14 protein-coding genes are annotated in these 13,558 nt (G+C 33.5%); 2 read left to right on the forward strand and 12 right to left on the reverse strand.

Annotated elements, in window-relative coordinates; all coding sequences use genetic code 11:
- Nucleotides 1-18: 18 nt before the first annotated feature.
- Together JTI58_RS21500 and JTI58_RS24940 are read right to left on the reverse strand one after the other, a co-directional pair.
- Nucleotides 19-1,080 carry a flavin-containing monooxygenase gene (locus JTI58_RS21500; protein ID WP_205443604.1) on the reverse strand — a complete coding sequence of 354 codons (1,062 nt, stop codon included), beginning with the start codon at nucleotides 1,078-1,080 and terminating at the stop codon, nucleotides 19-21.
- A gap of 354 nt (nucleotides 1,081-1,434) precedes the next feature.
- Nucleotides 1,435-1,653: a hypothetical protein gene (locus JTI58_RS24940; protein ID WP_243456188.1), complete on the reverse strand. Its 219-nt coding sequence runs from the start codon at nucleotides 1,651-1,653 to the stop codon at nucleotides 1,435-1,437.
- A gap of 570 nt (nucleotides 1,654-2,223) precedes the next feature.
- On the opposite strand from JTI58_RS24940, the gene JTI58_RS21510 reads away from it, so the two are divergent.
- Nucleotides 2,224-2,370, forward strand: coding sequence for a YrzI family small protein (locus tag JTI58_RS21510; protein WP_205443605.1), 147 nt, complete (start codon nucleotides 2,224-2,226; stop codon nucleotides 2,368-2,370).
- An 854-nt stretch (nucleotides 2,371-3,224) separates the two neighbouring features.
- Here the strand turns inward: JTI58_RS21510 and JTI58_RS21515 are convergent.
- The 4 genes from JTI58_RS21515 to JTI58_RS21530 all read right to left on the reverse strand — a co-directional run bounded on the left by JTI58_RS21515 (nucleotide 3,225) and on the right by JTI58_RS21530 (nucleotide 7,161).
- Nucleotides 3,225-4,580 (reverse strand): FAD-binding oxidoreductase, encoded by a 1,356-nt coding sequence (locus JTI58_RS21515; protein WP_205443607.1) that lies wholly within the window; start codon nucleotides 4,578-4,580, stop codon nucleotides 3,225-3,227.
- A 373-nt stretch (nucleotides 4,581-4,953) separates the two neighbouring features.
- Nucleotides 4,954-5,391 carry a hypothetical protein gene (locus JTI58_RS21520; protein ID WP_205443608.1) on the reverse strand — a complete coding sequence of 146 codons (438 nt, stop codon included), beginning with the start codon at nucleotides 5,389-5,391 and terminating at the stop codon, nucleotides 4,954-4,956.
- Between the two features lie 10 nt (nucleotides 5,392-5,401).
- Entirely contained in the window at nucleotides 5,402-5,941 is a 540-nt protein-coding gene (locus JTI58_RS21525; RefSeq protein WP_205443609.1) for a LytTR family DNA-binding domain-containing protein, read from the reverse strand.
- A gap of 32 nt (nucleotides 5,942-5,973) precedes the next feature.
- Nucleotides 5,974-7,161 carry a serine hydrolase domain-containing protein gene (locus JTI58_RS21530; protein WP_205443610.1) on the reverse strand — a complete coding sequence of 396 codons (1,188 nt, stop codon included), beginning with the start codon at nucleotides 7,159-7,161 and terminating at the stop codon, nucleotides 5,974-5,976.
- 473 nt (nucleotides 7,162-7,634) lie between these two features.
- On the opposite strand from JTI58_RS21530, the gene JTI58_RS21535 reads away from it, so the two are divergent.
- Nucleotides 7,635-8,984 carry a PepSY-associated TM helix domain-containing protein gene (locus tag JTI58_RS21535; RefSeq protein WP_205443612.1) on the forward strand — a complete coding sequence of 450 codons (1,350 nt, stop codon included), beginning with the start codon at nucleotides 7,635-7,637 and terminating at the stop codon, nucleotides 8,982-8,984.
- A gap of 60 nt (nucleotides 8,985-9,044) precedes the next feature.
- Here the strand turns inward: JTI58_RS21535 and JTI58_RS21540 are convergent, their stop codons facing one another.
- Genes JTI58_RS21540 through JTI58_RS21565 form a run of 6 tightly spaced genes read right to left on the reverse strand, consistent with a single transcriptional unit; the run spans nucleotide 9,045 to nucleotide 13,391 of the window.
- Nucleotides 9,045-9,590 carry a TlpA family protein disulfide reductase gene (locus JTI58_RS21540; protein ID WP_205443613.1) on the reverse strand — a complete coding sequence of 182 codons (546 nt, stop codon included), beginning with the start codon at nucleotides 9,588-9,590 and terminating at the stop codon, nucleotides 9,045-9,047.
- Nucleotides 9,587-10,273, reverse strand: coding sequence for an ABC transporter ATP-binding protein (locus JTI58_RS21545; protein ID WP_205443615.1), 687 nt, complete (start codon nucleotides 10,271-10,273; stop codon nucleotides 9,587-9,589). The genes JTI58_RS21540 and JTI58_RS21545 overlap by 4 nt, the downstream gene beginning before the upstream one ends.
- The gene (locus tag JTI58_RS21550) at nucleotides 10,270-11,019 is read right to left on the reverse strand and encodes an ABC transporter permease (RefSeq protein WP_243456190.1); all 750 of its coding nucleotides are present in this window, start codon (nucleotides 11,017-11,019) and stop codon (nucleotides 10,270-10,272) included. The genes JTI58_RS21545 and JTI58_RS21550 overlap by 4 nt, the downstream gene beginning before the upstream one ends.
- 44 nt (nucleotides 11,020-11,063) lie before the next feature.
- Nucleotides 11,064-11,516, reverse strand: a complete 453-nt coding sequence (locus JTI58_RS21555) for a nitrous oxide reductase accessory protein NosL (protein WP_004230382.1) — start codon at nucleotides 11,514-11,516, stop codon at nucleotides 11,064-11,066.
- Complete coding sequence (locus JTI58_RS21560) at nucleotides 11,513-12,778, reverse strand: right-handed parallel beta-helix repeat-containing protein (RefSeq protein WP_205443616.1); 1,266 nt, start codon at nucleotides 12,776-12,778, stop codon at nucleotides 11,513-11,515. The genes JTI58_RS21555 and JTI58_RS21560 overlap by 4 nt, the downstream gene beginning before the upstream one ends.
- Entirely contained in the window at nucleotides 12,750-13,391 is a 642-nt protein-coding gene (locus JTI58_RS21565) for a nitrous oxide reductase accessory protein NosL (protein WP_205443618.1), read from the reverse strand. Before JTI58_RS21565 ends, JTI58_RS21560 begins: the two co-directional genes overlap by 29 nt.
- Nucleotides 13,392-13,558: the final 167 nt, after the last annotated feature.

Below are 13,558 nucleotides of genomic sequence, written 5' to 3' on the forward strand. Positions count from 1 at the left end.
GAAGATGTTTTCCTTACTTCAAAAGTTACTTTTCAAGTGATGAAGTAACTTTTTCACCACATACTCGGCATCTTCTCCCACTCCTCTTAAAGTTGCAGATGCAAATGATCGTTGTCCTTCTAGTCCCACAAAATACAATCCAGGGATACTGCTAATACCTGCCTTTTGTAAAGGCATTCCTTCCCCATCCAATACACCGAGTAATTTCATATAGGGTAAATATGGTCTGAATCCTGTGGCATAGATAATGGTATCTACAGGTTCCCTTTCTCCATCCGGCCAAATAACTCCATCTTCATAGAAAGAAGTAAACATTAAACGTTGTTCTGGATTCCCCTTACTAATTCTATCTTTATATCCACCTGTATCATTCACAGCATTTGATCTGGGTGCCGTTTTTCCAAAGCGCCAGAAAGGAAAGGTATCAAAACCAATTATTTTCAACCAATAATGTATATCCAGTCCAAGTAAACGTTGTTTTACAAATTTTATTGGTTGTCGTACTGAAAGAGTGGTTTTGCTCACCTCAGACAATTCAACAGCAATCTGCACAGCCGAATTTCCTCCGCCAATTACAATTACCCTTGTGTTATGAAATGGCAGTGTATTTTGATACTCTGAAGAGTGAAGAGTTTTCCCTTGAAAAACTTCTCTTCCTTTAATTTTAGGAATAAAAGGGTTATTAAATGAGCCTGTAGCGTTTATGATTGTTCTAGCTTGAAATATATCCCCTGTGACTGTTCGAATAATAAAACCTAGTTTGTTTTTCTCTATCAAATCTACTCTCTGATTAATTAAAACAGGTAATTGAAACTTATTTTTATACTCCTGCAAATATTGAATAACTTCATCTCTTTTCGGATAGCGATTCTGAGTTCCAGGAAACTTCATACCAGGCAAAGAGGAAACACTTGCTGGAGAAAACAATTTAAGACTGTCATAATATCTTGGCCAAGATCCCCCAATCTGATTACTTGCCTCCAATATTAAAAAACGTAGACCTTTTTTCTGTAAATGAAAACCTGATGCTAGCCCTGCCTGCCCTCCCCCTATTACGATAGTTTCTAGTATATCTTTCATTTTTATTCCTCCCTTTTTTATTTGTATTATGCAAGTATTAATGTAAAATAAATATGTTCAAGATACTCATTTTGTCTTAACATTTCCCTTCAATTAAAACGCTATGTAAAATATTTATAACGTAATTACTTGCAAAATGCAACTAAAATAATAAAAAAAATACCTCTCTAACTGAGTAGATTATGGAAGTCTCAAATATAATTAATTTCCTGAGTATTTCTCTTTTTTTCATACGTATTAAATACTTCATTCGCAATATTTATTATTAACCGAACTTCAGCTTCATTTCTATCCTCTACTAGATTTTGTAATATCATAATCAAATCTTTTTTTCAAAATACTTATTATTAAAATTCAGAGTATCAAAATTAACAATACACTGACAATAAGCTCTTCAAATCCTGTTAATACTTTTTGTTCTCCGTTTATAGTACCAACAATATGGATGTTCTCTTCTTTCTTTACCTGTGAGATATAGAAAGGTGTTATTACTTCAACTTTACCTGAATATATTAAACCGTGAAACATCGAGTGTGCCATGTGCTGCCAAAGCATCTTTTTCTTCGCTGCCATAGGCTTCTTCTACAGACTTTTTATGCATAATCCACACTAGCTTTGTTGCAGAATTCTCTACTTGTAATTCCGGAAGTGCTAACAAGGTATTAATAGCCGAATGGTCACCACCAATAATTGCAATTTTCTTTAGTATTCATATTTATGTCTGGGATACCCTACTCAATGTGATCTGCTAATACTTTTTCATTTTGTAGCCATACCCCGGGTTATTTCCCTATGTACCGCAGCATTCATAACGCTTCACACTTCAATAATTAGGAAAGCTTAGTAAAAGATGTTTACAAACAACGTAAAGTTAGTTATACTTACTAAGTAATCAAAAAAATTCTTAAGGAGGTCGAATAAAATGATCGTTATCGTTAAATTGGTGTCATTGGTAGCTACAACTTCAGTAAAAATGAAAATCACACATTCGACCACATCGGAATGGACCGCTTAAGATTTTTTTGTAAATAAGCATACCCATACCGCAGGGAGAAGTGTCCCCCTGCGGTATTTTTGTGCCTTTTTCACCGTAGGGGAGTCTCTCTACGGTTTTTTTATGGCCATTTAAGGAGGTGATAATAAATGATATTAAACATTTTTGCGCTCACGATAACTATTACAAAACGTGAGATTTCTCTTGAGAAAGCTCTTCATGATGAATATGTGAAAAAAATCTTTGAAGAGAACCGAAAAAAAATAGACGATTATCTTCGTATTCGTCAATATTAATCTTGTTAATTAAAAAACATGAAAGGTGGGAATTGAAATGATTTATATGATCAAAAGACGTTATGCAGTTTTATGGCTGGAGAAAGACACAACCACCAGATGAAGTAATATAAAGTGATAATATAGCTAATGTTATAATCTCAGTTGAGCTAACCCGTTCTAATCTAGGACGGGTAGCTTCAGGAGGTATTTTGCACTTTTTTAAGTGATATGTTACACAAACAACTTGATGTAGTTTAAGAAAATGCGGAATTACAATGTTAAGAAAAATAATTCTAATGATAAAAATCGTAATTCCTCGATACTAAAATGGAATTTGGCAATTTTTATTTTAATTCCATTGTTCCGCCTAGTTAGCTATCCATGTAGTGCAAAAACAGTACCCGAATATTGAAGATCGTTATTCATTTAAAACAAACTAAAAAGTCACTTTCCTTGCAGAGAGGAAAGTAACTTTTAGTCTTTTTCAATGGCCTGATTGTGGGACTACTCTATTGTTACTCAATAATTATCAATTAGATATGTATATTGGACATGTCTAGATTAAATACTATTATTTATACGAATAACCTTTTGAGCGATCAATTATGAGGAGCATCCGATAACCAGTAAGTTGTGACCAATTTACTTATATTATGTAAACTAAAATTATTTGGCGAGGAGTCGGGCTTGATTGCGTCTACTACCCATGCCATTGCAATAAACCCGCCTTCTTTGCATGAGGATTTTAAAGCTTCATAATATTTTAGACAAGTACTTTTATTTAATTAATTTGTAACGAAGATTTACAGAACTTTTATAGTATAGCCGTAAATTATCTCTTATATAGTGATCATTCCTATTTCAATTTAATTTCATTTTAACCCCTGTGGAAACCTAAATACATTAAACGGATCATACTTTTGGTTTACTCGTTTTAACCTCTGTGCATTGCCTCCAAAGTATTCCTTATCATAATTTTCAAGCTCATTTATAGGAAAATTCACATAAGAACCTTTTGTCATATTTTTAATCATTTCAAAACGCTCACGAACCCACTCCTGATTATCTCTTGCATACTTATCCTCTATCCATACAGACTGGACACCCATTATATATTTAGCATCTCTATAGTAAAAAGCCGTTTCTTCTTTATCAATGTTTTTGATTTCTCCTCCTAGTGCATAAAAAGAAATAGCAGCATATACAGAACCATCCGGAGGACTTTGGACACTAGTTCCAATATTTTTAAGCTCTTCTACTGTATAGTTTCTTTGTACAAACCTACCAGTGGATTTAAATTTTTCGAAAGGTGGATAGGTTGCCTCTACCTTTTTCACTGCTTCTAGAAAGGAAGATTCTTCTAAGTTCAATCGAAACCCTTTAATTTCTGCAAAAGGTTGTAAAATCTTTTTTGCTAATTTGGCTGGACCATAAAAGAAACCAGTTCCGAAAATTCCTAACCCTTCATTTTCAGCGTTATAAAAGCTTGTAACTAAAGTCATTCGTTTATCCAATTTAGGCAACCAATTTTGCCAAATATTCATGACATCTATTTGCTTAGCCATTGTTGTATTTACATAATAGAATCTAATGAATGTGACAGAACGTTGTGTTGGTTTTGGTAACTGAAAAGTCATGCTAATAACCACTCCAAAGTTACCTCCACCTGCACCTCGACAAGCCCAGAAAAGATCAGCGTTACAATTTTTATTTGCCTTAATAATCCTTCCCTCGTAATCTACTAATTCTAGTTCTAGTAAACTATCACACCCCAACCCATAAAGTCGACTGGAGAATCCCCATCCACCCCCGAGTGTAAAGCCAGATACTCCGACAGTGGGGCAAGTTCCACCAGGAAAAACATATCCATTGGAGCCAACAAAATCATACACATCTGTGTTTTTTGCTCCAGCTTCCACCTCTAATATGTGTGTTTTCTTATCTAGTTTCAGCGTATTCAATCTACTAATATCAATTACAAGCACGAAATCACCATTAGAATAGCCTTCATAATGATGTCCTCCAGACCTAATGCGGATACCCACACAATGTTTACGTGCCCAATGTATGGCATTCACAACATCTTGTCTTCTTTCACAATAGACAATGATCAATGGAAACTTTTGATTGGCACGATTCCATTCTTGTCTTGCTTCATTGTAGTTAGGATCTTTTACGGTTACTACTTCACCAGTTAGCCCTTTTAAGAACAATGAATCTTGCTCCATTTCAGTCACCTCTATCAACACAATAATAATTTTTCTACTAGTTTATTCTTTTGGTTGAAAGTGGTTTAGGTTTTAGGCTGATATAATTGACTACTGTAGCTAAATATAATGAGTTAGTTTAGAGTTAAAAAGCATGCAAAACCATCGGAAGTTTATTGAAAAAGCACGCTAAGCTAAATACCTGAATGATTGTCAAACAATTAATCCTAACTCATAAGTGATTTATACAAAATTAAAGAGCATCATTCTTATTTGTAAATGATGCTCCTTTAAAAAACGTTCCTACTTATCTTGTAGTTAAACGGTGAAAATATCTGTTACAGCAAAAAACATTTCGGTTACCAGCTCGCACCATCCATCACTATTTTTGGAGCTAATACTTAGTATCTTTAATCATTGCTTTGAATTTTCTCAATTTATTTTGGGCACGCCGATACATCATATAATCACTTAGGTTTGCTAAACATATAATGCCAAGCACAATCAATAAGACCGAGATGAATTCTCCCTTTTTCACCATTTCGCTATTTGTGATAATAATTAAAGACATCATAATCACTGTAGTCACAATTAATGCAATCAAATTGTTTATGAAGAAGTAGGTTCGGGCATTTGCCATGCTAATTGGTAATATTGCTGTTAGCCATTCTGTCACTAAGCCAATAAAGAACCCTACACATCCACTGGCTAATATCGCTAAAACTCTATACGAAAATTTTATGTTCGTATTATCAGAAAACTGTAGTATAATTCCAATGAAGAGACCAAGAATAATTGACTTTATGATATTTTCTAAATGAATTTTCTCCATAATTGATCTCCTATATTTTTAACGTACTTCTAAGCTTTTTTGAGAACATTTTCGATACTTCCAGTTCAGTGTGATTTTCCATTCTCAATACATATCTGGAGTTAAACCAGGGGATAATTTCTTTCACATGCAGCAAATTAACGAGTTGTGATTTATTAATTCGTATAAATCCTTTTATACCCCACACGTTTTCATAATATTGTAAGGTTTCTTTTATACTGTACCGATTAAACTCAGTAAATGCCGTAATACCATTGGGACCTGCTTCTAGATAAAAAACATCTATAGGTTCTATTACTTCAAATTTATTATCTCTAAAACCTACAATAGTATTTATAAAATGCAGGTCTTCTCGAATGCCCGTAGTTAATAGTTTTATCACATTCATGTAATCAATGCCATCAAATACGACACTCAACTTTCCGTCTGGTATGTCATATCCTTTTTCTACGAGTACTAAACTACTATCTGGCTTGATTTCAATTTGGTACTTGGATAGTTCTTTTTTTAATTTTTCATAAACTTTATTTGAACACAATAATTGAACCATCGTATGTCTCCTAATAACAACTTAAGACGTATTTAATCTATATTCATTCTATCGTAAATCATTCTTATTTTAACTAATTCTTCTAAGCCTTTTTCTCCATAATCAAGTGATCCAAAATTAGCTATAAAATAAGTATCCTTTTCTTTATCATATAACATATAAGTTCCTGTAGCTCCTACACCGCCATAAACATCTGTCATTGAGCTTAATTTTAACAGTAAAGATAACTCGCTAAAATCAAAATACATCATACCCATTCCATAATAAATACCCTTTGTATAGATGTTTGAAAAGTCAGTCATTTGACTATAAACATCATCAGAAAGAATGGTTCCATTTTCTAATGCCATCATGAATGTTAAGAGGTCATTCATAGTGGTAACCACACCGCCTCCTGCCCAGTCTATGGATAAAGCGTTTTTGTTGCTAAAGTCAATTTCATTCATATAAATTCCAATGATATCAGTAGGCTTATCATTATAGAACATGAAGTAACTCTCAGTCATGCCCAATGGCTGAAATATCCTATCTTCTAAGATTGCTGAGTAAGGTTTTTCCTCGATAGCTTCTAGAATAAATCCAAGTAAGATATATCCTGTATCTGAATAATAAAATTGTTGTCCTGGCTTCCCCACTGGAATCTGGTTTTCTCTAGTAAATGCAATCAATTCTTCTGGTGTAAATAAAAGATCTGGATTGGATGAAATGATTTCCAGCATAGGCTTCCCGCTTTTTACTGGACCTTCAAAATAATCGCCAATTCCTGATGTATGACTAAGTAAATGTTTCAATGTTACCTGATCACTATAATCCGTGCCATCTACGACAAATAATCCCTTAAGAATATCATCATCTAGCCAAGAACTGATTTTATCGTTTAAGTTGATTTTACCCTCGTCAGCTAATATGCCAAACACTGTAGCACATATGGTTTTTCCAATACTGGCTGAATGATAAGGACTATCGATTTGCACAGGTAGTTCCGAATATTGATTTTTAGTTCCTACTGCAAACTGTTCGAAATAACCTGTCTTGTTGGAGTAAATTGTTAATAATGCACTAGACAATGTTTCATCTTTTTCAACTATTTTTGTTAAACGTGTTTTAATTTCTTCAGAAACTGCCGCTTTTGATATTGGCCTATTTATAATGACAAATACGCAAAATACAATTCCGACAACAATGATTATGCCAAACAATGATCTTTTTACATTTATCATATTGCCCATCCCTCGCTTCATTTACTTTTCATACTTCAATTTAATCGATGGTTTATGATTTAGAAATGTATTTTGTCTAAGTTGGCAAAAATAAAGGGTAAGAAGTTTTTTTTCGTCTATCAATGTGTAGAAAACTCCGCTTATAACCTTTACATAAGCATCTACCCTCTCTTAGAACAAAACTACAAAATTGAGTTAGAACACGCCTATTTACTTTAGATGAAACGTTTTTTCAATTTATGTCTATTTTTACTGGTATACAATATTCAGGACAATCTCACTTTTACAAAATCTAAAAAGGGATTAGCGACTATATAATAGTTAATATTTAGTTTATCTAAAAGTACTATTTCCCTTAAAATAATATATTTCTTTTATTTAAACATAAATTCTCCTCAAAAATATCATCTATATTTCACATTTCAAATGTATAGTATTCATGTAAGTGAAATTATCTATTTTTAGGAGGCTTTATGAAGAACTTATACAATCGATTTTGGCGATGGCATTTTTTTGCTGGATTATTTATTACTCCCCTCTTGCTTACTTTAACAATCAGTGGAATAGGCTACTTATTCTACACAGATGTAGAGAACAAGCTCTATTCTGATGCTTTCTTTGGTGATAGTAAAGAAACAACAAGCATTACTATTGATGAAGGAATTGAGCAAGCAAAGGCAAAATTTAGTGACTATACTGTTAGTAAAGTAATTGTTTTAAACGAACCTTATAATACGCGCTTAACACTGACCAACAGTGAAGGCGAACAAAAGTATGTCTTTTTAGATGATAATTATCAGGTAGTCGATAGTCAGGATGCAAATTACACATTTTCAAATATTATGCGAAATCTCCATAGCTCTCTATTTATAGGTGGGACATTCGTAAACTACTTAGTAGAACTAGCTGCATGCTGGGCTATCTTCTTATTACTCTCAGGTTTATACATGACATTTAGAAAGAAAATATGGAAGAAAGCGCAAACAGAAACATCTCGTATTCGGTCACGTAGATGGCACAGTATCCTCGGTGTGATTATTACCATACCTATGATTGCAATTATTTTCACAGGATTGCCATGGTCAGCATTTATGGGGAATTTTATTTATACAGCAGCACAACAAAATCCGTCCATTGGGATTCCAGAATTGCAACAAAATCCACCAACATCTGATATTAATGAAATTCCATGGGCTACTCGCAAAAATGAAACGCCAACTTCTACTACCCAAGATCATTCAGGTCATGGAGGAGCTCATGGTGTTGTTGATTATTCAAATGAATATGCGATGTCAGTCGGCGATTTGATGAAGCATGTGGAAAGTGAAAATATTTCTAAACCATACTCTATTATTTTACCTAGTTCGGAAGAAGGCGTTTTTACTGTTGCTAAGGGGTCAAACACAGGTATAACAGGACTGGATGTAAATCCAAATGAAGAAATAACTAATTATTTTGACCAATACACTGGCTCACTTATCTCATCAGTCGGATACGATGAATATGGTATTTTAGGAAAATGGTTTACATGGGGTATCCCACTTCATGAAGGGCATCTATTTGGTTGGCCAAATAAAATAATCAATCTATTGATTTGTCTTGCGTTTTTATATTTAATTTATCTTGGCTTTAAAACATGGTTATTACGTAGACAAAAAGGGATGATTTCTGCACCACCTATGCCAAAAGAAATATCTATTCCATTTTGTATTTTCATGATTTTGCTAGGCATTATTATGCCACTCTTCGGTATTTCTCTTATTTTAGTTGTCATAATCGAAATTTTTGTTTTGATTATTAAGAAGAATAAAACAGCTATTTGAAGAAGTAATTACTATTAAGAAACAGGTGCTAAAACACAATTAGCACCTGTTTCTATGGTATTATAGTTCACTAATAATATTGTCTATATATTGCTCATCTATAGGTCCATAAACTTCATGAACAATCTCTCCATTTGCGCTTAGAAATATTGTAGTTGGTATTGTAAAACCACCGAATCGCTTTCGGATATCCCCAGTTTCATCCAATAAAATAGGTAAATCCCATCCCTTTTTAGTAGCATATTTAGTTACCGTTTCTATACTTGCTTCGGTATCAGTTGCATTGACTGTGACAATCTGTACATCTTTTTTTGTGTCATAATAGTTTTGCAATCGTGGCATTTCCTCATTACAAGGTCCACACCAGGTTGCCCAAAATACAAGGACAACTGGTTTGCCTAAATAATTGTATAATGTTTTTTGGTTGCCTGAGACATTTGGCAATTCAAAGTTCCGCACTGCCCTATCTGAAAGTTTTATATCTGTTGATTTAACTGTGCTATCTATTATCTCTTTAGAAGTTTCTGCTTTATCTGAAGGTAAATAGTTAATAAAGACAATACCAATTAAAATTAAAATAACACATGCTGAAAGCCAATTCTTCATGACAAATCCTCCCCTAAATACAATTTCAACCATAGGGATTCTAAAGATTCTTCAGCATATTGTCTTTTTAAACTCGAAATATTACCAGAAGCAAGAATTTTACCTTTATGAATGAAAATTACTTCATCTGCAATTTCCTCCACTGTTGATAGTAAGTGAGTAGAGTACAAGATCAATTGACCTTTATCTCTTTCCTCCTTTAAAATTGATTTCACTCTGTTGATCCAATATGGATCTAGACCATTGGTAGGTTCATCTAAAATATACACATCACATTCGCCTAACAGGCTTTGGGCAAAGTTTAAACGTTGTCTCATTCCTTTTGAAAGCTCACTAACAAAACTATTTTTATGCTCGAATAGATCAACTAACTGTAAAATATTATCCTGACTCCTACTAGTAATCCCCTTTAGCTTACCTAAAAGCTCAATAATTTCTTTCACTTTGAGTGTAGTTGGAAAGTTTAAATCATCAGGCATATATCGTACTCTTCCTTTGGGAATGCCAGTTATAGTCCCTTTATCTAAGGGTAATTGTCCCATAATCAGTTTCATTAATGTACTTTTTCCAGCACCATTCTCCCCCACTAAAGCTACAATTTTCCCACTTGTAAGTTGATAGGTAACTGGACCAATTTGTTGTCCTTTACGATATGTAATCACAACCTCTTGTAGCTCTATCATCTATAGCTCTCCTTACGTTTCAACTTAAAATAAGCAAGACAAAGAGGAATCAACCACCATAATATGGTTATACCTATTATCAAGCCAATCCCTAGACTAGTTTCGTAAAACTGTGATAAATAATAAAACGACTTCCCTAAAATACCTGTTTGTTCTATTTGAATTAAATAGATATATCGGAGCCACTCAATAATATTAATATGGACATGTGTATAGATTATTTTTTCATAGACGTGTTTTGGAATAATGGTTCCAATTGCCATTACTACATAATTACTCAATAATGTAAAAACTGCCCATAGCCCTAGACTAAAACCTAATGCCTGTAATCGATGTATGGAAAAAGCGCCAATCATTACACTTATAGCACTAAAAACAACGATAATAACTGTTGTTAATACAATAAACTGACTATCTATATGAACGCCACCAAAGAAAGCTCCTACAATTAAAATAACTGCTTCTGTAGTTGCTAAAGCGAATAAAAAAATGGATACTAATGCGACATATTTTGCCCCTAAATAATGTGCGATACTAACGGGATATGATCGAATTAATTGATACCATCCTGATTCTATATCAGCAGCTATACTCATTGCCCCTATTGTCAAAATAAATAAAGGAAACAAAAAAAGTAATAAATTTAAGAGAGAGGCTTGAAAGCGATCGAAGCCACCTGCATCCGTGTTTAATTGTTGCAACATCAAAATAGCAACAAATAATACAATAAAAATACCAAGCAACATGTAAATCCACTTACTCCGGAAAAGCTGCTTTATTTCCGATTTAATCAATGTTCATGCACACCCCAATTAAATGACGTTACTAATTCTTCGTATCCAAGTGGCTTACCAGCACCATTTTCTTGCTCATAAATTGCTGCGTCCCCAATTGACGCAAAGGCAAGTACACCATAATTCATGGGTGTCCAATAATCCTCGTTATATAAATAAGCAGCCGTCTTCACATCTATCCATTCTTGCTTATCATTTGATTTGATATAAGCTGCGGCTACTTCTTGCTCTGGACTTTTTAAATATTCAATTAAACAACCTAAATCATCAAATACTAGATAATCATTATTTTTGAAAATTACTTGCCCTGCATAATCAGGATGCGTGATACCCATGTTACACACAATACAAATATCCGTCTCAGGATCAATATCCCGAGGTTCTATTGTCTTCTCCGAACAACCCATCAAAAAAAGTCCTATTACTACTAATAAAATGATCTTTTTCATTTCAATTTCCTCCAACTAAAAACTAGTACAATCAGTAAAGCAACGCCAATGCTAAAATGTTTTCCTGAAAAGGATAATTGCCAAGGCTGACCCTCACGAACAATGGGTTGCGCATCCATTAGAGCATTTGGTTCTGATATTTTGTTATCCATCTTTTCTAATAATCCTGTGGCTGTACTTCCAATAAAATATTGATAATATTCATTTTTTAATACCCATTTACCGAAAGTAGACGTTGCAATGTAAACACTATCGCCATAGCCATCCTCATCGAAGTCTTCCCCTTCGTAATCATCATAAACATTCGCTCTAAGTGTTATGCCTTGGGAACCACTTGAAGCAACGAGCACATTTCCATAAAGTTGATTGTTTGTAACAAGGACATCTTTTGGCTGAATATTTTTAAATACTAATAAATTACTAGCAAATATATTACTGGACATATCTACCGTATCTGCCTGCTGTAATTGAACTGCTATAGAATTTTCACGAATGATATTATGGACCACATTTACTTTTGAAGTTTGATAAAGTGTAATGCCAGAACTATTTAAAGCATTTTGATGTTTAATTGTGTTCTCTTCTATATCTACATTATTTGCCATCATGGACATTACCCCTGTTATATGATCGGAGTAGTTATTATGAAGCAATTTCATATCGCTACCATACATGATATGAGTCCCGTAACGTCCATACGTAATCGTGTTTTTTTCGATTGTAACTTGTCTGCTATTCTCTAAGTAAATCCCATCTTGTGTTTGTGTAATAGTACTATTTTTAATATGAATACCTTTAGAGTTATAAAGAGAAATACCATGGCTTTTTTCTGAATAATGACCAGATTTACCAATAACGTCTACTTCAGCAATTTCACTATTTTCTACACCATCGAAGTAAATAGGAAACCTTTTTGTTTGAAAAGAATTTTGGGTGATTTTTATGTTTTTAACTTTTTTTGCAACAATGCCTTGCTCTCCAAGAAATTGAATGCCACTAATCTCTACATCATCAGCTTTAATTTCTATTTTTCCAGTGAATTTAACACCTTTGTTTCCGTTTATTTTAATAGGTTCTTTTATTAATAAATTTTCTGAATATAGTCCTGGTTCTAGCTCTAAAATCTCACCCGATGAGAGACTATCAATCTGCTGTTGTACGCTCTGAGCATATGCAGGTGTTGAAAATCCAACTATGCAGAAAAAAAGGGCAAGTAAACTGCCCTTTTTCATATTAGTGACTATGTGTTTCTTCAGTTCCATGCTGGTCCTCACTATGTTGTTCATGGTCCCCTTTTTCTTGCATCATTTTTTCACGACGTTCTTTTGCTGCTTGTTTAATTACGTCTAATTCTTCAACTTTTGCGGTTGGATTTTCTGAAATATAAGCTTTTGCATCTTCTTCAAAGGCAAAGAATATATACCCCCAGTTCATAGGGGATTTCATATCCGTTTTAACAGCTGTAGCTTCCTCAACATCTATCCAATTTAATGTTATATAATCTCTCACAAATTTTTCATTCGTTTGATTTTGAACCAACTCCGCATTTAATAAACAGCCAATGTCGTCATAAAATGCAATCGATCCATCAGGTTTAACAGATTGCGCAGAAAAAACGCCTAGGTCATGGTCCTTTGTATATACTTTCATATTACACATTTCACAAACAGTATCCTCTGCTGGCTCTTGTAGACGATCATCTATTTCCCACTCAGCAGTGGATGCTAAATATGTAACTTCATTTTTGGGTTGTTCTGAATCAACCTCTTCTTGTTTTGGTTCCTGGACTGTTTCTTTGTTTGTGCCTGCTGTACTATCATCATTACATGCATATAGAGCTAGCATAAATGGAACAACGAGAAAAATTTTCTTCATTCCTTTACCTCCTGAGTAATTATTTTACTAGATATATATACCTTACTAAAAAATTGTGAAAAAACTTAGAAATATAAGTGACAATAATATTCTTTTTATAAAAGTAAAAATGGATAAAATGTACTAAGTGAAGATTATAGCTTATTACACAACTTTATTTGTTCTGA

The organism is Lysinibacillus fusiformis, from assembly GCF_016925635.1.
GTDB classification, from domain to species: Bacteria; Bacillota; Bacilli; order Bacillales_A; family Planococcaceae; genus Lysinibacillus; species Lysinibacillus fusiformis_F.

Excerpts from the sequence above, each read along its gene's own strand:
- JTI58_RS21500 (WP_205443604.1), bottom strand. The coding sequence starts at position 1,080 with ATGAAAGATATACTAGAAACTATCGTAATAGGGGGAGGGCAGGCAGGG.
- JTI58_RS24940 (WP_243456188.1), bottom strand. The coding sequence starts at position 1,653 with ATGGCAGCGAAGAAAAAGATGCTTTGGCAGCACATGGCACACTCGATG.
- JTI58_RS21510 (WP_205443605.1), top strand. The coding sequence starts at position 2,224 with ATGATATTAAACATTTTTGCGCTCACGATAACTATTACAAAACGTGAG.
- JTI58_RS21515 (WP_205443607.1), bottom strand. The coding sequence starts at position 4,580 with ATGGAGCAAGATTCATTGTTCTTAAAAGGGCTAACTGGTGAAGTAGTA.
- JTI58_RS21520 (WP_205443608.1), bottom strand. The coding sequence starts at position 5,391 with ATGGAGAAAATTCATTTAGAAAATATCATAAAGTCAATTATTCTTGGT.
- JTI58_RS21525 (WP_205443609.1), bottom strand. The coding sequence starts at position 5,941 with ATGGTTCAATTATTGTGTTCAAATAAAGTTTATGAAAAATTAAAAAAA.
- JTI58_RS21530 (WP_205443610.1), bottom strand. The coding sequence starts at position 7,161 with ATGATAAATGTAAAAAGATCATTGTTTGGCATAATCATTGTTGTCGGA.
- JTI58_RS21535 (WP_205443612.1), top strand. The coding sequence starts at position 7,635 with ATGAAGAACTTATACAATCGATTTTGGCGATGGCATTTTTTTGCTGGA.
- JTI58_RS21540 (WP_205443613.1), bottom strand. The coding sequence starts at position 9,590 with ATGAAGAATTGGCTTTCAGCATGTGTTATTTTAATTTTAATTGGTATT.
- JTI58_RS21545 (WP_205443615.1), bottom strand. The coding sequence starts at position 10,273 with ATGATAGAGCTACAAGAGGTTGTGATTACATATCGTAAAGGACAACAA.
- JTI58_RS21550 (WP_243456190.1), bottom strand. The coding sequence starts at position 11,019 with ATGTTGCTTGGTATTTTTATTGTATTATTTGTTGCTATTTTGATGTTG.
- JTI58_RS21555 (WP_004230382.1), bottom strand. The coding sequence starts at position 11,516 with ATGAAAAAGATCATTTTATTAGTAGTAATAGGACTTTTTTTGATGGGT.
- JTI58_RS21560 (WP_205443616.1), bottom strand. The coding sequence starts at position 12,778 with ATGGAACTGAAGAAACACATAGTCACTAATATGAAAAAGGGCAGTTTA.
- JTI58_RS21565 (WP_205443618.1), bottom strand. The coding sequence starts at position 13,391 with ATGAAGAAAATTTTTCTCGTTGTTCCATTTATGCTAGCTCTATATGCA.